Source organism: Alcaligenes sp. YSL9 (assembly GCF_030515105.1).
In the GTDB taxonomy this organism is placed as follows: domain Bacteria; phylum Pseudomonadota; class Gammaproteobacteria; order Burkholderiales; family Burkholderiaceae_B; genus Alcaligenes; species Alcaligenes phenolicus.
On sequence record NZ_JALXJU010000001.1, the window covers coordinates 865549 to 884327 of the forward strand.

Here is an 18779-nt window from a genome sequence, read left to right on the forward strand (position 1 = left end):
ACTAGGCGCGGACGGGTTTGCGCCGGGGTCTGGCGGCAGCGCGGGCGGCCAGCTTGTGTGCATAACGGCGACGGCGGGAATCCATGGGGTCAAAGACCAGCTCGCGATAGACTTCTACCCGATCCTGATCCTGCAAGAGTTGGTCCAGCTGGCAGCGCTGGCCATAGACACCAACGTGCAGCCCGTCCAGGCCCTGTGCATCGTCCAGCGGCGGCAAGCCGCATTCACGCAGGCCTTCGGCAATGCCAGCTTTTAACAGGGCATCACGTACACAACTGCCCGCAGGCAAACGCAGGGCGGCTTTCCAGACCTGCGCTTGGGTAGCGACAATCACGCTGACGGATAATTCAGTCACCGTAGACCTCTTGGGCACGGCGGGTGAAGGAGTCGATAAAGCTGTTGGCAACGCGGTTAAAGATGGGACCGACCACCATTTCCAGCGCGCGGCTGGAGAACTCGTACTCCATGGTGAACACGATCTTGCAACCGTCTTCGCCCAAAGGAGTAAACTGCCAATCCCCCGTCAAGGCCGAGAATGGCCCTTTGACCAGGCGCAAGACAATACGATTGGGATAATCGTGTTCGTTACGTGTGGTGAAGGTTTGACGAATACCCGCAATGCTGATGGTAACCGAGGCTTCCATCCCCTTTTCGTCGCGCTGGTTGACACTGGCGCCACCACACCACGGCATGAATTCAGGGTATTTTTCCACCTCTGCAACCAGGTCAAACATCTGTTCGCAGCTATAAGGAAGGAGGACGGAGCGTTTTACTGTATGCATCAGGTCTGGTTAATAGATAGAATGTTCTGATTTTACAATCTATGGTTGGCAATTAATTCATGAGTATTGTTGATAATCGCAAGGCTACCCACGAATATTTTATCGAAGAGCGCTTTGAGGCCGGTCTGGTCTTGGAGGGTTGGGAGGTCAAGGCGATCCGAGCTGGGCATGTTCAGCTCAAAGAAAGCTATGTCATCGTACGCGAGGGCGAGCTGTTTATTTTAGGGATGCACGTCAGCGCTTTGCCGACAGCGTCCACTCATATCCGGCCCGATGCCACTCGTACACGTAAACTGCTGCTCAAAGCCGAAGAAATCAGTAAGCTGATCGGCAAGGTTGAACAACGTGGTTACGCCCTGGTTCCCCTGAACCTCCACTACAAGAAAGGTCGTATCAAGCTGGACTTCGGTCTGGGACGCGGTAAAAAACTGCACGATAAACGTGATGTTTCCCGCGACAAAGACTGGAAGCGCGAACAAGAACGCTTGATGAAACACGACACCCGCCGTAAGACGAATGAATAAAACGGGCTAAAAAGCCCGTTTTGTTCCAAATCTCAATGTAATTTAACACGAGGGGCGGCCCGTTTGCTGAGCAAGCGGCCCAAAGCCAAGGTTGCCGTTCGCGCAACCCCTAAAATCGCCATGTGGTGCATCAGGTGCAGACTCATGTACATGATGCGAGCCAGCAAACCTTCCACAAACCAGCTCTTGCCGGACAAGACCCCCATCAGGCTCCCTACCCCACGGCTGTGGCCCACGGAAACCAGCGAGCCGTAATCCTTATAGACAAAGGGTGCTTCATCCACAGGCTTGCCCTGGATGCGAGCGGCCAGACGTTTGCGCAAGTAACTGGCTTGCTGGTGCGCGACCTGGGCACGTGCAGGCAGGAACTGACCTTCCTTGTCCCAGGGCACTTGTGCGCAGTCGCCCAAGGCCCAGATATAAGGGTCGGGCGTGGACAGACAGGAATCCAGCACCAGCTGATTGATGCGGTTGACGGGCAAACCCAACTGCCCCAAAAAGGCAGGGGCTTCAATCCCCGCCGCCCAAACGCACAAATCGTTGGGATATTGGCCGCCGTTCGCGTCCTCGATATGATCCGCCGCCAGACGGCTGACCCGCACCGAGGTCCGTACCGCTACGCCACGCTGCTCCAGCAGACTTTGAGCGGTAGCGGACAGCTTGGGCGGCAGAGCAGACAGAATGCGATCGGCGCCTTCCAGCAAGGTAATGCGCACTTCGCGGTCCGAACTGCTGCCCGGAATGCTGTAAATGCTTAAATCGGCACGGGCTTCCAGCAACTCGGCAGCCAGTTCCACCCCCGTTGCCCCGCCCCCGACAATATTGATGTACAGCGGTGCCCCCGGTTCACGCTGCGCGCGGCGTGTCACACTGATCAGTTCATTGAGCAATTTCAAACGGAAACGCTCTGCCTGATGGGTCGAGTCCAAGGCCAGTGCGTGTTCATGGGTACCAGGCGTATTGAAAAAATTGGATTTGCTGCCCACGGCCATCACCAGGGTGCCATAGGACAGGCTGCGTTCCGGAAAGACTTCTTCATGATCGGGCCCCAGGACAGGAGCCAGCGTAATGCTGCGCTGCTCGCGATCTATACCGGTCATTTCACCTTGAATAAAAGTGAAACCACAGTCTCGTGCCAGCATGAAATACGACAGCCCTTCGCGGTGAATATCCAAGGTGCCGGCGGCAACCTCGTGCAAGGACGGTTTCCAGATATGGTCACTGTCTTTGTCGACCAGAAAGATATGCTGACGCCCGAACTGACGTCCTAACTTGGCAGCCAGCTCCAGGCCACCTGCCCCGCCCCCCACGATCACCACTTGATACGACTGCGTAGTAGACATCCAGAACTCCTTGGGACTTGTCTTGAGCAAAGAGAGTATCAGAACCGCCACCTTATACTTTAAATCAAAACAGATAAGGACTATAGCGATCTGTAGACGCCGCCAGGCGCGCCCAGAAGCGCCGGCCTGTGCTACCACCCGAATATGTGGCTCTTTTGCGCTTTAATAGGCCTTAGATCAAAGACCGGCGCAAACAAATAGGTCCAGCAGCAGTGCATGTCGTAAAATCAAGGGGTTTGGTCTTGCTTCCCCTTAACGATCGAAATAGAGCAGCAGCACAGCAGCTATTGATACGGTATGATGCTGACTTTGTCCTATTCACTTATTTTTTGCCTGCCATTATGCACGACGATGTTCCCCGAAAATCCCAACGCGCGACTCGAAAAGGGCGCGAACGCCGCGACAAAATCCTGGAAGTGGCTTCCGAGGTTTTTCGCGAGAATGGTTTTGAGGCCACATCCATGTCCCAAATCGCTGCATTGGCAGGCGGCTCCAAGGGCACACTCTACAACTACTTCCCCTCCAAAGAAGACCTCTTGCTGGCTGTCCTGCTGACAGGCGCCCAGGAATTTACCGAACAGGTCTTGACCAAGCTGGACTGCGAAGGCGATATTCGCGAAGAACTGAAGCGCTTCTTGCTGCCCATGCTGCGCAATCTTTACTCCAAGCAAACCGCCCAATTGTTGCGTATCGTCGTCTCTGTAGGTGGCCACAGCGATATCGGCAAGCGTTTCATGGAGATGCTGGATGACCAGATCTGGGACGGCGTAAAGTGCTTTTTTGCCCGCCACATCGAACGCGGGACCTTGCGCAAGCTGGACCCGGCATTGATGGTGGAACACTTCCGCTGCCTGAGCGAAGGCGAAATTATTCTCCTGCTGATGGGTGCCATGGAACCCTGGAGCGAAGAACACATTCAAAGCGAAACCGAACATATTCTGGATATGTTCTTGCACGTTTATCAAAACGACACAGCAAACTAAGGCTGTATCAATCGGCGGCAAGCGCTGATTGCCATCTCCCTACGGTTCCCGGCTTTTATGCTCTACAGCTGACAGCGAACCCTTCAAGACAATCTGAATCCATGCCGCCCGATCCAGGGCGGTGACGACGATTCCCTTTTCCCCATCACTACCTTTCACCAGCGCCCTGCCCCTGATCGGCGCCGGTCGTCAGGATCAAACCTGTACGTCTCCCTGCCCTACACCACAAGCACTCGGCGATACCTGTACAAGCTCGCACACCGACTCCAGCCTGCCAATACGGCAACATAGACGCACTATCAGGCTAAAAGAACCACAAAACGAAATCGCCTGAGCACGGGCAAGAACAAGAACAGAAGCGCAGGCAAAAGATGCGCCCGAAAACGACAACACCCCGACATGGAAGCTCCATGTCGGGGTGTTGAGTTTTGACTGGCTTGACCAGCGTACTGCCAGAGACGTTTCCCTGACAGTGGCTTAGGTCTTGGTCTTAGGCCTTGGCCAGACGCTGCCAGGTGTCCACAACCGTGTCAGGGTTCAGCGACAGCGAAATAATGCCTTCTTCGCTCAGCCACTTGGCCAGATCGGGGTGGTCGCTAGGGCCTTGGCCACAAATACCGACGTATTTGTTTTGTGCCAGACATGCCTTGATGGCACGGCTCAACATGAACTTCACGGCTTCGTCGCGCTCGTCGAAGTCAGCAGCCAACAGTTCCATACCGGAGTCACGATCCAGACCCAGGGTCAGCTGAGTCATGTCGTTGGAACCGATGGAGAAGCCGTCAAAGTACTGCAGGAACTTCTCGGCCAAAATAGCGTTGGAAGGCACTTCGCACATCATGATCAGGCGCAGGCCGTTTTCGCCACGAGCCAGACCGTGGGAAGCCAGCAGCTCAACCACACGCTCTGCCTGACCCAGGGTACGCACGAATGGCACCATGATTTCGACGTTGGTCAGACCCATTTCGTCGCGCACTTTCTTCAGGGCTTCGCATTCCATCTTGAAGCATTCTGCGAAGTCTTCGGACAGGTAGCGAGCCACACCGCGGAAGCCCAGCATTGGGTTCTCTTCCTCGGGCTCGTAACGCGAACCACCCACCAGTTTGCGGTATTCGTTGGACTTGAAGTCCGACAGACGCACAATGACGGGCTTGGGGTAGAAGGAAGCGGCCAGAGTCGCAATACCTTCAGCCAATTTTTCCACGAAGAAAGCACGTGGGCTGGCGTAGCCACGAGCAGCCGATTCCACCGCCTTTTTCAGGTCGCTATCCACATTGGGGTAGTCCAGAACGGCTTTGGGGTGAATCGCGATGTTGTTGTTGATGATGAATTCCAGACGAGCCAGACCCACACCATCGTTCGGGATTTGCGAGAAGTCGAAAGCCAGTTGTGGGTTACCCACGTTCATCATGACTTTCAGGCCGATCTCGGGCATTTGGCCCCAGCTGACTTCTTCGATCTCGGTTTCCAGCAGACCGTCGTAAATACGGCCTTCGTCGCCCTCAGCACACGATACCGTCACTTCCTGGCCTTCTTTCAGCACGTCTGTGGCGTTGTTGCAACCGACCACGGCAGGGATGCCCAGTTCGCGAGCAATAATCGCCGCGTGGCAAGTACGGCCGCCACGGTTGGTGACAATAGCCGAAGCCAGCTTCATGATGGGTTCCCAGTTAGGGTCCGTCATGTCGGTCACCAGCACGTCGCCGGGCTTGACCAGATCCATCTCGGAGGCATCCGCCACAATACGGACTTTGCCCGAACCGATCTTCTGGCCAATGGCACGGCCTGTGACCAGCACGTCGCCGGTGGCTTTCAGGCGGTAACGCTCTTGCACATCGTTGCTGCCTTGCTGGGACTTAACCGTCTCAGGACGGGCTTGCAGAATGTAGATCTTGCCGTCGATACCATCACGACCCCACTCAATGTCCATGGGACGCTGGTAGTGTTTTTCAATAATGGTGGCGTAGCGAGCCAGTTCGATCACTTCTTCGTCGCTCAGGGAGTAACGATTGCGCTCGGACACAGGCACGTCCACGGTACGTACAGCGTGATCGGTGGTACGACCTTCGTCAAATTCCATCTTGATCAGCTTGGAGCCGATACGGCGGCTGATGATGGGGTAGTGACCGGAAGCCAGCGTTGGCTTGTAAACGTAGAACTCGTCCGGATTGACCGAACCTTGCACCACGGTTTCGCCCAGGCCGTAGGAGGAGGTCAGAAAAACCACGTCCTTGAAGCCCGATTCGGTGTCCAGGGTGAACATCACGCCGGCGCTGCCCTTGTCGGAGCGCACCATACGCTGGATACCAGCGGACAGAGCCACTTCAGCGTGGGCGTAGCCCTTGTGCACGCGGTAGGAAATAGCGCGGTCGTTGTACAGGGAAGCAAATACGTGGTGAATCTTGCTCAGCACCTCGTCAATGCCCACCACGTTCAGGTAGGTTTCTTGCTGACCGGCAAAGGAAGCGTCAGGCAAGTCTTCCGCGGTTGCGGAAGAACGCACGGCAAAGGAACCTTTGCCATCGGCGTCCAGCTCAGCAAACGCGTCACGTACGGCTTGTTCAAACTCGGCTGGGAACGGAGTGTCGATGATCCACTGACGGATTTCGGCACCGGCAGCAGCCAGTTCACGCACGTCGTCGGCGTCCAGCGCGTCCAGACGCTGCTGAATGCGCTTGTCCAGATCCTTGTTTTTCAGGAAAACGCGGAATGCTTCGGCTGTTGTGGCAAAACCACCTGGCACGCGCACACCGGCATCAGCCAGCTGGCTGATCATTTCACCCAGCGAAGCGTTTTTACCGCCCACTGTGTCGACGTCCGTCATGCGGAGCTTGTCGAAACCAATTACGTAAGACATAAGTCACCTTGAATAGAAAAAAAAGCGTGTTTGCTTAAGGCAGTGATCCCAGCAGCGCTGTCTGTGTGATCTGTCCTAAGCAAACCTGCCTTTCCATCCCCCGATTCGAGCGGTAAATGGTAATCTTGCAAATTGTACCGTTTCCCGAGCATTGTGCACGACTTATTCCATGTCTTCTTCTCCTATTGAGCGTACCGTCTTTGTCGTTTCCGACAGCACGGGCATTACCGCCGAAACTTTCAGCAACTCCGTCCTGTCGCAATTCGCTCAATTCGAATTTCAGGCCATCCGGATCCCCTTCATCGATACCATCGAGAAAGCCCAGTCTGTCGCTGATCGCATCAACCAATGCGCGCAGGAACAGGGCCAGCAGCCTCTGGTCTTCAGCACCCTGGTTGACCCCAAGATGGCGCACATCATTGGCGCAGCCAATTGCACCTTCCTGGACTTGTTTGGTGCCTTTGTACGACACATTGAACGCGCCCTGGGGGTGAAATCCAGCCGTTCCGTGGGCCGTTCGCACTCCGGTGGCATGTCCAAGCGCTACAACAGCCGCATCGAGGCCATCAACTTCAGTCTGGCGCACGACGATGGTCAGTACGTGAATGGTCTGGAACAAGCCGACGTGATTCTGGTGGGTGTGTCCCGCTGCGGAAAAACGCCTACCAGCTTGTACTTGGCAATGCAGTATGCCGTCAAGGCCGCCAACTACCCCATCATTCCCGAAGACTTCCAGCGCGGTACCCTGCCCGCCACGCTGGCTCCTTACCGGAAAAAGATTTTTGGCCTGTCCATTCATCCAGACCGTCTGTCCGAAGTGCGTAATGAACGCCGTCCGGGTAGCAAATACGCCACCATCGAACAGTGCCGCATGGAAGTGGCCGAAGCCGAGCGTCTGATGCGTATGGAAGGGATTCCTTGGCTGTCCACCACCACCAAATCCATCGAGGAAATCTCCACCAAGATTCTGGATGATGTCGGTTTGGACCGCCGCTCCTACTAAGGATTGAACCCCTACCCCTTCGGGCGTATTCGGACAGCCTCAACATCAAGGCCTGAACCCGGTGTGATACCTGGCGCAGGCCTTCTTGTTTGCTGCGGGTACGGTATCAGGTCTGCTACGCATCCGCTTGCGCCTCTACGGGTGTCGGTTTGCCTATACCGGCTTGCATCCACTATTGTTGCCCCCTCTTAGTCCAGCTTGCCCACCCAAACCTGCGGGTGCTGATCGGCCCAAGGCAAGGCTTGCTCCAATTGCCCAGCCAGCCCGAACAATAGGCATTCCTGGCCATAGCCGGCTGTAAACATCATCCCTATGGGTAAAGAGGTGGCCACATCCTGCCCAGCAGGCACGGACATGGAGGGCGAACCGCTGATATTGGCCAAAGCAGCAAAAGGCGCTTGCCGGAAGACGTGGGCAATCCAGCCCAGGCCATCCACCTGATCCTGTACCTTGTTGTACTCGCCCACCTTCATGGGCAGCGTAGGCACGGTGGGTGTCATCAGCACATCGTACTTCTGGAAATACACCCCTAAATTCCGTGAGACTGTATTGCGCACGGCAATCGCCCCCAGAATATCAATCCCGCTAATCTTCTTGCCGTAGACGTAGGCCGCCAGCGTGGCCTGTTCCAGATACTCCTCGTTCACCGGGCGTCCTGTCGCCGCGGCAATGCTGTCTATCCATGCAGCCGTATTCACGTTCCAGAACTGAGCATTGGCGTGCACAAAAGCCTCCCAACTGACGCCGGAGTCAAACACCAGGGGCTCCACCTGATGGCCCAAGGACTCCAACACCGAGGCCATATCAATCGCCTTGGCCGCTATGGCAGATTGGGTTTTATCGCCGCTGGGCGGGTCCATCATCAAGCCGATACGCAAGGAACCCGGATTCTTCTTGACGGCCGATAAAAAGCTCTGCGGGGGCGCCGCGGTGTAATAGGGCTCGCCGATACCGGGACGACTAATCGCATCCAGCAAGGCCGCACTGTCTCGCACACTGCGGCTGACACCCAGGTGGGCCAGCAGACCACTCCACACTTCATCTTGCTGAGGACCGCTGGAGACGCGCCCCCGAGTGGGCTTCAAACCAAACAGGCCGTTCACTGCTGCAGGAACACGAATAGAACCGCCGCCGTCGGTTGCATGCGCCACCGGCACCATCCCTGCCGCCACTGCAGCGGCCGAACCGCCTGTAGAGCCGCCAGCATTAAAAGCCGGGTTCCAGGGATTCAGCGTAGGGCCTACGCAGCGCGCCTCCGTCGTGGTACTGATAGCGAACTCCGAGGTGGTCGTTCGCCCCAGCGTAACCAGTCCCGCCTCCTTGTAGAGGCTCATCAAGGTGCTGTCTGCATCCATCACCATATCTTGCGCCAGCTTGCTGCCCAGCTCGTAGCGCTTGCCCTTCATGGTGATCGCCAAATCTTTAATCAAAAACGGGACGCCGTAGAGTACGGAGTCCCGGTCGGCATGGGGATCAACTTCCCCGTCCCAGCTCTCTACAACCGCATTAATTTTACTGTTCAGGGTGTCGACAGCTTTTTTGCCAACTTGGCTTAATTCTTGAACACTGATTTGTTTCTTGGCGACCAGCTCAGCCAGAGCCAGGGCATCATAGGTCGCGTATTCGCTAAGTTTCATTGTTGACCTCATCTGAAAAAGATTAGGAATCCAGCCGGATACAACGATGCAGCGATAAAGGGAGGGAAAGACGACTCTGCACGAGCCGCTAGCAGACAAGCGCCTACTGCGCCAGGCACTCCGTACTAGCGTACCGATAAGCAGGCGCCTTACTAGATGATTTACTTGATTTTACAAGTGGAGACAAGTGCTAGATCAAGACAAAATTAGCGCATACAGGCTAACTCTGCGTGATGCTGTGCAATAAAGCCGCTGGAACTAGCGGCTATGCTGACGACGTTGCTCGTACAGGCACAGTGCGGTGGCAATGGCCACGTTCAAGGACTCAACACCGGGCGCCTGGGGAATGAACAAGCGTTGATTCGCCTTGGCCAGCAAGGCCGGGCTGACACCTTGGCCCTCATTACCAAAAACCCAAATCCCTTGGTCTGGCAGGCTGGACTCGTACAGATCCTGGGTATTCGGGCCCAGAGAGGTCACCAGCACCGGCAAGGCCGCTTGTTCAAGCAATGCTACTCCATCGACCTGCTCATGGATTTGAATGGAGAAATGAGCGCCCTGCGCACTACGCAGCACTTTCTGCGACCAGACGCTGGCACAGCCCGGTGTCAGATACACCGCTTCCAGGCCCACCGCTACGGCAGTGCGCAGTACCGTGCCTACATTGCCCGGATCTTGCACCTGATCCAGCAAGATGGCGCGTTTCGTGGGAGCCGTCCAAGTCTGTCCACGAGGCACGCGGACAATAAAGCCTATGCCCTGCCCCTGACCTACTTGGGACACCGCATTCATCAAGGTGGCATTGAACGTCACGCTGCTATGGCCTGGCAAGAAACGCGCCAGTTCCAGCAACTCGTCGGAGTGACGGTCCATCTCGAAAACAGCCAGTTCCGGCAAACCACGGCGTTCCAGCCACATTTGGCACAGATGAATGCCTTCCAACCAAATCAGCTGATCACCCCCGTCCAGCTCGCGTTTATCGTGAGCCAAGCGCTGTACTCGTTTGAACAGCGCATTATCTTTGGATTCAATCAGCCTCATTGTCTTCAACTTACCTAACTAAAGATGCGCGTACCGGCGCGAAACTTCGACGATGTTCGGGACAAGGCCCGTGCTGGGACAAACGATCCAAATGCAAGGCCGTCCCGTAGCCTTTATGCTGGTCGAAACCGTATTCGGGATAGTCTCGGTGCAATTCCAGGCAGACCGCATCCCGCGCTGTTTTGGCCAAAATCGATGCGGCCGCAATGGCGGCATGGCTGGCGTCACCCTTGATGATGGCTTCTGCGGGGCAACACAGGCCGCCTGGAATGCGATTGCCATCCACCAAGGCTTGTTCGGGTTTGACGCTCAGGCCATTACAGGCTCGTTGCATCGCCAACATGGCCGCGTGCAAGATATTGATGTCATCAATTTCTGCCACACTAGCGCTGGCAATTTCCCAGGCTAAGGCTCTTTCCTTGATCAACACAGCCAGGGCTTCACGTCGCTTGGCGGTCAGCTTCTTGGAGTCGTTCAGGCCTTCAATGGGATTGTTCGGGTCCAGAATAACGGCAGCGGCAAAAACGGGACCGGCCAAGGGACCACGCCCTGCTTCATCCAGCCCCGCCACCAAACCTGCCGAGACATCACTGATTAATAAATCCAGCTGCTTCATGCACGCGCCATATTCAAAATGACCTCGGCCGCCAAGGCGGGGGTATCCCGACGCAAGGTTAAATGCATCTCGGTAAAGACCTGCTCGATATGAGCCACATACTCCTGATCGCTCAAGGCTTTCCAGCACTCCTGCGCCAGCTTCTGAGGTTCGGCATCTTCTTGCAGCAGCTCGGGCACGACAAAATCGCGAGCCAGCACATTAGGCAAGCCCACCCAAGGCACATACGGCCTGTCCTGGCCGGACTTCCAACGTATGATGCGCTCCATCATGGGGCTAAGCACATACGAAATAACCATAGGGCGCTTGTACAAGGCCGTTTCCAGGCTGGCGGTACCGCTGGCCACCAGCACCGCGTCGCTGGCCTCCATCACCGTCCAGGCGGGTGGACGGACCACTCCTTCCGAATCCGGCTGACGAATACCCGCTGTGTTGGCATCAATAATGTGCAAGTTACGGATAGGATGCTGAACCAGAGCCTCTTCAAATTCCTGACGGCGCTTGGGATTGACCATGGGCACCAGAATCATCAGATCCGGGTCCTGGTCCTGCAAAATCTGTACGGCCTGCAAGAAGCGCGGCGACAGCATCTTGACCTCGGAGGAGCGGCTGCCAGGCAACACGCCCAGAATACGACCCGTCTCGGGCAAACCCAGGCGACGACGAGCGTCGGCCTTGTCCGGCTGCAATGGGATATTCGCTGCCAAAGGATGGCCCACATAGGTCACCGGAATGCCTTCCTTTTCATAGATCTCCGTCTCGAAAGGAAACAGCACCAGCATATGGGAAACCGCTTCGCGGATTTTGTGGATACGCTCGTAGCGCCAGGCCCAGATCGAGGGCCCCACAAAGTGCACCGTAGGCACACCAGCCTGACGCAAACGATGCTCCAGGCGCAGATTGAAGTCCGGGGCGTCAATGCCCACAAACACATCGGGACGTTGCCGCAACCATTGATTGCGCATGCCCAAATAGGTGGAGACCAGACCCGGAATACGTTTGAGCGCCTCGACGTAACCAAATACCGTCAAGGCGTCCATGGGATAGTATTGGTGGAATTGCTGGGCGGCCATCTCGGGGCCACCTATGCCTTCTACCTGCACGCCAGGATTGCCCTGGCGCAGCCCTTGAATGATGCGAGCCGCCAGTAAATCGCCAGACGGCTCCCCGGCCACCATTCCTATACGCAGATCCCGCTTGGCCCCTGTTTGCCCCGACCCGTCTGAACGTGCCGCTAATGGGCTGGAGGCGCTGCTCATGGTCGGCAAATACCCCGGCTGGAGTCATTCAAGAAGTCGATCATGACCTGAACCGCGGCACGGCAGTCAGGCTGCGTTTCCTGCAAGGCTTGCATTTGCTCTACCGCCTGCTCCACCGTCAGCTTGCGACGATACAGCAGCTTGTAGCTTTCCTTCACCGCCGAAATCGCTTCAGCCGAAAAGTTACGACGGCCCAAGCCTTCACTGTTGACACCGACAGGACGGAAAGGATCGCCTGCACCGATGACATAAGGAGGAATATCCTGACGCACCGAACTGGTACCACCAATCATGCTGTGCGCACCGATACGACCGAACTGGTGCACGGCAGTCAAACCGCCCAGAATGGCCCAATCGCCAATATGTACGTGGCCGCCCAACTGGACGCTATTGGCAATAATGGTGTGATTGCCAATCTGGCAATCGTGAGCAATGTGGGTGTAAGCCATGATCCAGTTGTCATTGCCAACACGGGTCACGCCCACATCCTGCACCGTGCCGGTGTTGATGGTGACGTATTCACGAACCATATTGCCATCGCCGATTTCCAGGCGAGTCGGTTCTCCAGCGTACTTCTTGTCCTGCGGCATGCCCCCGATGGAGCAGAAACGGTAGAAATGGTTGTTGCGACCAATCGTGGTCACGCCATCTATCACGCAGTGAGGGCCCACTTTGGTGCCCGCCCCTATCGTGACATTGGGCCCGATAATGCTGTAAGGCCCGACCTCGACATCATCTGCAAGCTGAGCGCCTGCTTCGATGATGGCCGTTTCATGAATACGCATAAACTATTCTTCCAATTGACGGATAGCACACATAATTTTGGCTTCGGCAACCACTTGGCCATCGACCAGGGCGCGGCCTGTGTACTTGCACAAAGCGCGGCTGATGCGGTCAGCCGTCACTTCCAGACGCAACTGATCGCCCGGCATCACGGGCTTGCGGAAACGCGCGCCATCCACACCGACCAGGTAATAGGCCAGTTTGTTGTCCACTTTGGCGTACGGATCCTCGGGATCGGTAAAAGAGAACAGTGCGGCTGCCTGAGCCATGGCTTCAATGATCAAGACCCCAGGCATCACCGGCATATGCGGAAAGTGACCTGTAAAAAAGGGTTCATTCATCGACACGTTTTTAATGGCGACGATGCTCTTGCCGGGCACCAGTTCCAAGACGCGATCGACCAGCAGCATCGGGTAACGATGAGGGAGGCGATCCATAATTTGTCGAATGTCGAGTTCCATGTCCTGTCCTGCTTATTTTTGTTTATTGATATGTTCAGATGATTCATTCGCTCCATCCGCCTGCTGACGTTCCAAAGAACGCAGGCGACGGCGCAAACCGCTCAATTGTCCCAACACGGCAGCATTTTTCTGCCAGTCCTGGTGTCCTGCAAAGGGATAAACCCCGGTATAACGTCCGGGCTGGCTGATGTTGGAGGTAACAGCCGTACCGCCAGAGACGTGCACGTCATCCCCCAGAACCAGGTGTCCCGAGAGCATCGCTGCCCCGGCTATCGTACAACGTGCCCCGATCTGGGTAGAGCCGGCCACCCCCACACACGCCGCCATGGCGGTATGTTCACCGACCTGCACGTTATGACCGATCATGATCTGGTTATCCAGCTTGACGCCGTTGGCCAGCACCGTGTCGTCCAGTGCGCCACGGTCCACCGTCGTATTGGCACCGATTTCAACATCGTCACCAATACGTACATGACCGATCTGCGCGATCTTGGCCCACGCCCCCTTCCCTTTCACGGGATCCGGTGCGAAACCAAAACCGTCCGCACCCAGCACCACACCCGAATGCAGAATGGCGCGTGCGCCAATATGCACCTGATGGTAAAGAGTGACGCGTGCGTGCAGCAAGCAGTCCTGACCCAAGGTGGAGCCTGCGCCAATTACGCAATGCGCGCCCAAACGGGTGCCCCGTCCGATCTTGACACCGGCCTCGATCACACAGAATGGCCCGACCGACACACCTTCGCCCAACTCAGCGCTGGCATCAATCACCGCACTGGGATGAATGCCCTGGGGCAAATCCGCCATGCGTACCTGATCAAAACGTTGTGCCAGCAGCGCGTACATCAGATAAGGTTGCGAGCACAAAACCGGGATAAAAGACGGTGCAAAGCCCAGACCTTCATAGACTTGTGGCGTCAGAATCACCACCGCAGCAGAGGTCTGCTCCAGCAGATCCTGCATCTTGGGATTGGACAGAAAGCTGATTTCCTCCGGGCCCGCAGAAAGCAAAGAGCCTAGGCCCCGAATCCGGGGCATAGGCTCTTTAATGCCTTCTGGCAGCTTGCAATCCAGTCCGGTCTTGTTGATGGCGTCTATGAGTTCAGACAGCTGTACAGCCTGATCAACGTTCAGCAATACCGGCATAGTGCATCAACCGCCCAGTGCTTTCAGAACTTCCTCGGTGATGTCCACACGTGGGCTAACCGTAACGGCGTCCTGAATGATCAGGTCGTAGCCTTGGGAGTCAGCAATACGCTTGATGGCGGCATCAGCCTGCTCAACAATGGCCGAGAACTCTTCGTTGCGGCGACGGTTGAAGTCTTCCTGGAATTCGCGACGCTTGCGCTGCAAATCGGAATCCAGATCAGCCAGCTGACGCTGACGCTTCACACGGTCGGACTCGGACAGCACAGGAGCGTCCTTGTCGAACTTCTGAGCTTGCGAACGCAGGTTGTTGGCCATGCGCTCCAGCTCTTCGTCGCGACGCTTGAATTCTGCTTCGATTTTGGTCTGGGCAGCTTTGGCGGGCTTGGAATCACGCAAGATACGCTCTGTGCTGACAAAACCGATTTTGGTCTGTGCCTGAACAACAGGTGCAGCGGTCATGGCGCCGACACCCAGCGCGGCAGCCAGAACGAGCGCTTTATTGCCACGCGACAAGCTGCGGGCGATGTTTGTAAGTTTTAATGCGATGTTTGACTTCATGAAAAATCTACCTTGCTAATTAGGCTGCAGAATAGTGCAATTGTGCCACTAAACACGAACATCAGAAAGCGGTACCAATCTGGAACTGGAAGGCTTGTTTGTCGTCACCTTCCTTGGCGCGCAAGGCGCGACCGTAGGACAACTGCAGAGGACCGAGTGGGGATTCCCACGACAAGCCCAGACCAGCAGCGTACTTCCAACCGCATGGGTCTTCCGACTGACGATCAGGGCGACCCATTGCACAACCACCGCTAGTGTTGTCGACCTTACCGGCATCGGCAAAGACGAACCAACGTAACGTGCGGTCACGTGACGCGCCCGGGAAAGGCAGGTACAACTGAGCGTTGGCGATCATTCGACGCGAACCACCCAGGTAGTCACCCGTCAAGGTATCGCGACCACCCAAGGATGCGCCTTCATAGCCACGTACCGAACCGATACCACCGGCGTATACGTTCTTGATGACCGGAAAGGTCTTGCCACCAATGCTGCGACCATAGTCAATGGCACCATTCAAAGCCAGCGTGTAAGCACGGCCCAAGGGAATGTAATGCTGGTGGCTGGCGCGCAGCATGTAGTAGCGCAGGTCCATCGTACCCATATCCGCCGACAGGCTGGTCAAGCTGCCCTTGTTGGGAGCAATTGCGCTGTCACGGGTATCCTTAGACCAACCCAGGTTGAAAATAAAGGTGTTTGTGTTTTCACCGTACTCATTCACGTAATCCTGGTAGGCACGCGGCGTGTACTGGGGGCTGAGGCGAGAGAGCTTGTTGTGCTCGAAGTTCAGGCCCATGAACACACGGTCGTACTCGGAGATTGGCACACCGAAGTTCAAGCCGGCACCGATGGCGGTGTTCTGGTAATCACCCCAACCATCATTGGACTGGTAAGGCGTGGTACGACGGTAGTAAATCGAGGTGGTTTTGCTGATACCGTCGCCAGTCCAGAAAGGATTGGTGTGGCTGATCACCGCCGCACGATTCACTTTACTGGTATTGACCTGCAAGGACAGACTATTTCCGCTACCGAAGATGTTGTCCTGGCTGATACCTGCAGACAACATCAACTTGTCAGTGGAGCCATAACCAATACCCAGGTTAACCAAGCCGGTGGGCTTTTCTTTCACGTCCACGTTTACGTCGACCTGGTCAGGCGAACCGGGCACAGGCTTGGTGTTCACGTCCACTTCATTGAAGTAGCCCAGACGGTCAATACGGTCACGCGAGAACTTGATGGCGTCCGAGTCATACCAGGCCGCTTCTTGCTGACGCATTTCACGGCGTACCACTTCATCACGAGTACGGACGTTTCCGCCTACCTCGATACGACGCACATACACGCGACGACCGGGATCGACGTAGAAGGTCAAGTCAGCTGTGTGATTTTCGCGATCCAGAACCGGATTCGGATTGGCATTGGCAAACGCATAACCCAGGCCGCCCAAGTACTCGGTAATCGATTTCACAGTGGCGCTGGTTTTGTCCGAGGAGAAGACCTCGCCTTCTTTCTGCTGGACCAGAGGCTGGATCTTGTCCTCCAGACCCAGCAGATCACCCGCCAGCTTGACACTGCTCAGCTTGTAAGGCTGGCCTTCGTGGATGGTCAAGGTGATGAAAATATCTTTGCGGTCCGGGGAAATCGAAACCTGAGGTGCCTCGGCGGAGTACTCCAGAAAGCCGCGGTTCAGGTAGTAGGAGCGGATGCGCTCCATATCGCCTTCCAGCTTCTCGCGGGAGTATTTATCGGTACCGGTGTACCAGGTCATCATGCCCGAAGTCGTCAACTCCATCTGATCGAGCAAGTCACCTTGCGAGACGGCTTCCGTACCGACGATGCGGATTTCCTTGATCTTGGCCAGACCGCCTTCAAAAATGTCAAAGCTGACACCGACGCGGTTACGTGGCAAAGGCGTGATGATAGGTGTGATTTCCACACCGTACTTGCCCTTGGACAAGTATTGTTGTTTCAGCTCGAATTCGGCCCGTTCCAGCATGGAACGGTCAAAAACCCGGCCTTCTCCAAAGCCTACCTGAGCCAGGGAGTTGGTAATATTCTTCGCATCGAACTCGCGCATGCCATTAAAGGACACCGACGCGATGGTTGGACGCTCTTTGACGTTGACGATCAGCACGTTGGTGCTGGTGTCAATTTGCACGTCGCTGAAAAAGCCCGTGGCGTACAAACGCTGAATCGCGTCTGCGGCCTGCTCTTCCGAGAAGGACTCACCGACCTTGACAGGCAGGGACGAGAACACGGCGCCGGGGTCGACCCGCTGGATGCCGTTGACTTGAATATCGCGCACGACAAACGGTGCAAATGCATTCGCCAAGGCGGGAGCAAGCAGACTTGCCACCAATACGGGCAGAACACGCAACGCAAAAGTAGGTTTCCGGCTAAACGACATCCTGGACAATCCTTGGTCGGTCAAATGGTTGGAAATTGTATGCCACCCGCCCTCAACTGAAAAGGCGGGTGATGTCATTAAAAAAAGCAATACTCATCAGCAGGGCCAACAAGGCCAGGCCCAGGCGCTGACCGATAAGCATCATACGCTCCGAAGCGGGCTTGCCGCGCACAGCTTCGATGGCATAGTACAGTAGATGCCCCCCGTCCAACATAGGTACGGGTAACAAATTCAGTAAACCGATGCTAATACTGATCAGGGCCAGGAAATTCAGGTAGGCGATCAAGCCAATACGTGCTGTCTGGCCCGCATAATCCGCAATAGTAACCGGCCCGCTGACATTACGTACAGAGACTTCCCCCGTAATCATGCGCCCGATCATCTTCAAAGAGAACCAGAAGGTCTGCCCGGTACGGGTAAATCCGCGTTCCACGCTCTCGATCGGCCCATAACGCACCAGTGTCATGGGCATATCCATAGCCACTTTTGCACCGATACGCCCCTGCGCATTGGCATCACCTTCAGGAGTGAGGAGCAGGCGTTGAATTTCGCCGTCCCGCAGCACGTCAAGCTCCAGTGTCTTGCCTGCGGATTGTTGCACCTTTTGAACGAAAGCCGTGATATCGGGCTCGATCAAATCATCCAGCCGGACAATAAGGTCATCCTCCCGCAGGCCTGCCTGTTCGGCTGCCGTATCTTTAAACACCTCTTGGACGATGGATCGCGCCGGACGCAGTACCAATCCTGCCTGGGCCATCAAGTCCTGCCCGTCTGGCAAAATCTCGCCCGCCGGTAATCTCAAGTAACGATTTTGTTCCTGTCCAAGCGTGTCCTTGACGCCCACTTCCAGCTCACCGCCCGAGGACAAGGCGTCCATAAAGGCCCAACGCGCCTGCAACCAGGAGTCCACCGGCTTGCCATCGACAGAGATCAGGCGATCTCCAGCCTCGAAACCAGCTTGTGCGGCGGGTGTCCCTTCTGGAACGGGGCCAATTTGCGCAATAGGTTCTTGAGTACCCAACAAACCCACAAAGGCATAGATCACCACGGCCAGAATCAGGTTGGCCATCGGGCCGGCCAGCACAATCGCGGCGCGTTGTCGCAGGGGTTTGTGGTTGAAAGATTCGTCGATCTGGGCCTGCGTGGCATGAGCAGGCGGATCATTCTGCATGGCGACATAGCCGCCCAAGGGCAAGGCCGAGACGGCCCATTCGGTACCATTCTTGTCAAAACGGCGGTACAGCACCTTGCCAAAACCAATCGAAAACCGCTCTACCCGCACCCCGCAACGACGGGCCACCCAGTAGTGGCCCAGCTCGTGAAAGGTCACCAGCACGCCCAACGCTACCAAGAAAGCCAGCACGGTAAAGAGCATGTTA

At 56.0% G+C, this 18779-nt stretch carries 17 protein-coding genes; 3 read left to right on the forward strand and 14 right to left on the reverse strand.

Annotation, left to right across the window (positions count from 1 at the left end; all coding sequences use genetic code 11):
- Nucleotide 1: 1 nt before the first annotated feature.
- Both M2Q46_RS04045 and M2Q46_RS04050 read right to left on the reverse strand, forming a co-directional pair.
- Nucleotides 2-355 (reverse strand): RnfH family protein, encoded by a 354-nt coding sequence (locus M2Q46_RS04045; protein ID WP_247966789.1) that lies wholly within the window; start codon nucleotides 353-355, stop codon nucleotides 2-4.
- Nucleotides 348-782, reverse strand: a complete 435-nt coding sequence (locus M2Q46_RS04050; protein WP_009454121.1) for a type II toxin-antitoxin system RatA family toxin — start codon at nucleotides 780-782, stop codon at nucleotides 348-350. The genes M2Q46_RS04045 and M2Q46_RS04050 overlap by 8 nt, the downstream gene beginning before the upstream one ends.
- A 59-nt stretch (nucleotides 783-841) precedes the next feature.
- Between M2Q46_RS04050 and smpB the strand changes: the two genes are divergently transcribed.
- Nucleotides 842-1306 carry an SsrA-binding protein SmpB gene (gene smpB / locus M2Q46_RS04055; protein WP_003799781.1) on the forward strand — a complete coding sequence of 155 codons (465 nt, stop codon included), beginning with the start codon at nucleotides 842-844 and terminating at the stop codon, nucleotides 1304-1306.
- A gap of 32 nt (nucleotides 1307-1338) precedes the next feature.
- Here the strand turns inward: smpB and M2Q46_RS04060 are convergent, their stop codons facing one another.
- A complete protein-coding gene (locus M2Q46_RS04060; protein ID WP_009454122.1) occupies nucleotides 1339-2649 on the reverse strand; it encodes an NAD(P)/FAD-dependent oxidoreductase in 1311 nt (436 codons plus the stop codon).
- A gap of 341 nt (nucleotides 2650-2990) precedes the next feature.
- On the opposite strand from M2Q46_RS04060, the gene M2Q46_RS04065 reads away from it, so the two are divergent.
- Entirely contained in the window at nucleotides 2991-3632 is a 642-nt protein-coding gene (locus M2Q46_RS04065) for a TetR/AcrR family transcriptional regulator (RefSeq protein WP_226349376.1), read from the forward strand.
- A gap of 490 nt (nucleotides 3633-4122) precedes the next feature.
- Here the strand turns inward: M2Q46_RS04065 and ppsA are convergent, their stop codons facing one another.
- Entirely contained in the window at nucleotides 4123-6489 is a 2367-nt protein-coding gene (gene ppsA, locus M2Q46_RS04070; protein ID WP_021446560.1) for a phosphoenolpyruvate synthase, read from the reverse strand.
- Nucleotides 6490-6658: 169 nt separating this feature from the next.
- On the opposite strand from ppsA, the gene M2Q46_RS04075 reads away from it, so the two are divergent.
- Nucleotides 6659-7492, forward strand: a complete 834-nt coding sequence (locus M2Q46_RS04075) for a pyruvate, water dikinase regulatory protein (protein ID WP_035271714.1) — start codon at nucleotides 6659-6661, stop codon at nucleotides 7490-7492.
- A gap of 188 nt (nucleotides 7493-7680) precedes the next feature.
- Here M2Q46_RS04075 and M2Q46_RS04080 read toward each other — a convergent pair whose 3' ends face one another.
- The 10 genes from M2Q46_RS04080 to rseP all read right to left on the reverse strand — a co-directional run bounded on the left by M2Q46_RS04080 (nucleotide 7681) and on the right by rseP (nucleotide 18775).
- A complete protein-coding gene (locus M2Q46_RS04080; protein WP_115633728.1) occupies nucleotides 7681-9129 on the reverse strand; it encodes an amidase in 1449 nt (482 codons plus the stop codon).
- A 258-nt stretch (nucleotides 9130-9387) separates the two neighbouring features.
- The gene (locus M2Q46_RS04085; RefSeq protein ID WP_060185106.1) at nucleotides 9388-10170 is read right to left on the reverse strand and encodes an RNA methyltransferase; all 783 of its coding nucleotides are present in this window, start codon (nucleotides 10168-10170) and stop codon (nucleotides 9388-9390) included.
- 10 nt (nucleotides 10171-10180) lie between these two features.
- Nucleotides 10181-10786 (reverse strand): ribonuclease HII, encoded by a 606-nt coding sequence (rnhB, locus tag M2Q46_RS04090; protein ID WP_115633729.1) that lies wholly within the window; start codon nucleotides 10784-10786, stop codon nucleotides 10181-10183.
- On the reverse strand, nucleotides 10783-11964 hold the full coding sequence (gene lpxB / locus M2Q46_RS04095; protein WP_060185108.1) for a lipid-A-disaccharide synthase: 1182 nt from the start codon (nucleotides 11962-11964) through the stop codon (nucleotides 10783-10785). Before lpxB ends, rnhB begins: the two co-directional genes overlap by 4 nt.
- Before the next feature lie 77 nt (nucleotides 11965-12041).
- The gene (gene lpxA, locus M2Q46_RS04100; protein WP_021446558.1) at nucleotides 12042-12830 is read right to left on the reverse strand and encodes an acyl-ACP--UDP-N-acetylglucosamine O-acyltransferase; all 789 of its coding nucleotides are present in this window, start codon (nucleotides 12828-12830) and stop codon (nucleotides 12042-12044) included.
- A gap of 3 nt (nucleotides 12831-12833) precedes the next feature.
- On the reverse strand, nucleotides 12834-13289 hold the full coding sequence (fabZ, locus tag M2Q46_RS04105; RefSeq protein WP_003799758.1) for a 3-hydroxyacyl-ACP dehydratase FabZ: 456 nt from the start codon (nucleotides 13287-13289) through the stop codon (nucleotides 12834-12836).
- Nucleotides 13290-13301: 12 nt separating this feature from the next.
- Nucleotides 13302-14435, reverse strand: a complete 1134-nt coding sequence (gene lpxD / locus M2Q46_RS04110) for a UDP-3-O-(3-hydroxymyristoyl)glucosamine N-acyltransferase (protein WP_247966787.1) — start codon at nucleotides 14433-14435, stop codon at nucleotides 13302-13304.
- Between the two features lie 6 nt (nucleotides 14436-14441).
- Nucleotides 14442-14996: an OmpH family outer membrane protein gene (locus M2Q46_RS04115; RefSeq protein WP_003799754.1), complete on the reverse strand. Its 555-nt coding sequence runs from the start codon at nucleotides 14994-14996 to the stop codon at nucleotides 14442-14444.
- 61 nt (nucleotides 14997-15057) lie between these two features.
- The gene (gene bamA / locus M2Q46_RS04120; RefSeq protein ID WP_302356826.1) at nucleotides 15058-17400 is read right to left on the reverse strand and encodes an outer membrane protein assembly factor BamA; all 2343 of its coding nucleotides are present in this window, start codon (nucleotides 17398-17400) and stop codon (nucleotides 15058-15060) included.
- A 52-nt stretch (nucleotides 17401-17452) separates the two neighbouring features.
- Nucleotides 17453-18775, reverse strand: coding sequence for an RIP metalloprotease RseP (gene rseP / locus M2Q46_RS04125; RefSeq protein WP_115633732.1), 1323 nt, complete (start codon nucleotides 18773-18775; stop codon nucleotides 17453-17455).
- Nucleotides 18776-18779 lie beyond the last annotated feature (4 nt).

Coding starts and splice junctions, on each gene's coding strand:
- M2Q46_RS04050 (WP_009454121.1), bottom strand. CDS start 782: ATGCATACAGTAAAACGCTCCGTCCTCCTTCCTTATAGCTGCGAACAG.
- smpB (WP_003799781.1), top strand. CDS start 842: ATGAGTATTGTTGATAATCGCAAGGCTACCCACGAATATTTTATCGAA.
- M2Q46_RS04060 (WP_009454122.1), bottom strand. CDS start 2,649: ATGTCTACTACGCAGTCGTATCAAGTGGTGATCGTGGGGGGCGGGGCA.
- M2Q46_RS04065 (WP_226349376.1), top strand. CDS start 2,991: ATGCACGACGATGTTCCCCGAAAATCCCAACGCGCGACTCGAAAAGGG.
- ppsA (WP_021446560.1), bottom strand. CDS start 6,489: ATGTCTTACGTAATTGGTTTCGACAAGCTCCGCATGACGGACGTCGAC.
- M2Q46_RS04075 (WP_035271714.1), top strand. CDS start 6,659: ATGTCTTCTTCTCCTATTGAGCGTACCGTCTTTGTCGTTTCCGACAGC.
- M2Q46_RS04080 (WP_115633728.1), bottom strand. CDS start 9,129: ATGAAACTTAGCGAATACGCGACCTATGATGCCCTGGCTCTGGCTGAG.
- M2Q46_RS04085 (WP_060185106.1), bottom strand. CDS start 10,170: ATGAGGCTGATTGAATCCAAAGATAATGCGCTGTTCAAACGAGTACAG.
- rnhB (WP_115633729.1), bottom strand. CDS start 10,786: ATGAAGCAGCTGGATTTATTAATCAGTGATGTCTCGGCAGGTTTGGTG.
- lpxB (WP_060185108.1), bottom strand. CDS start 11,964: ATGGTGGCCGGGGAGCCGTCTGGCGATTTACTGGCGGCTCGCATCATT.
- lpxA (WP_021446558.1), bottom strand. CDS start 12,830: ATGCGTATTCATGAAACGGCCATCATCGAAGCAGGCGCTCAGCTTGCA.
- fabZ (WP_003799758.1), bottom strand. CDS start 13,289: ATGGAACTCGACATTCGACAAATTATGGATCGCCTCCCTCATCGTTAC.
- lpxD (WP_247966787.1), bottom strand. CDS start 14,435: ATGCCGGTATTGCTGAACGTTGATCAGGCTGTACAGCTGTCTGAACTC.
- M2Q46_RS04115 (WP_003799754.1), bottom strand. CDS start 14,996: ATGAAGTCAAACATCGCATTAAAACTTACAAACATCGCCCGCAGCTTG.
- bamA (WP_302356826.1), bottom strand. CDS start 17,400: ATGTCGTTTAGCCGGAAACCTACTTTTGCGTTGCGTGTTCTGCCCGTA.
- rseP (WP_115633732.1), bottom strand. CDS start 18,775: ATGCTCTTTACCGTGCTGGCTTTCTTGGTAGCGTTGGGCGTGCTGGTG.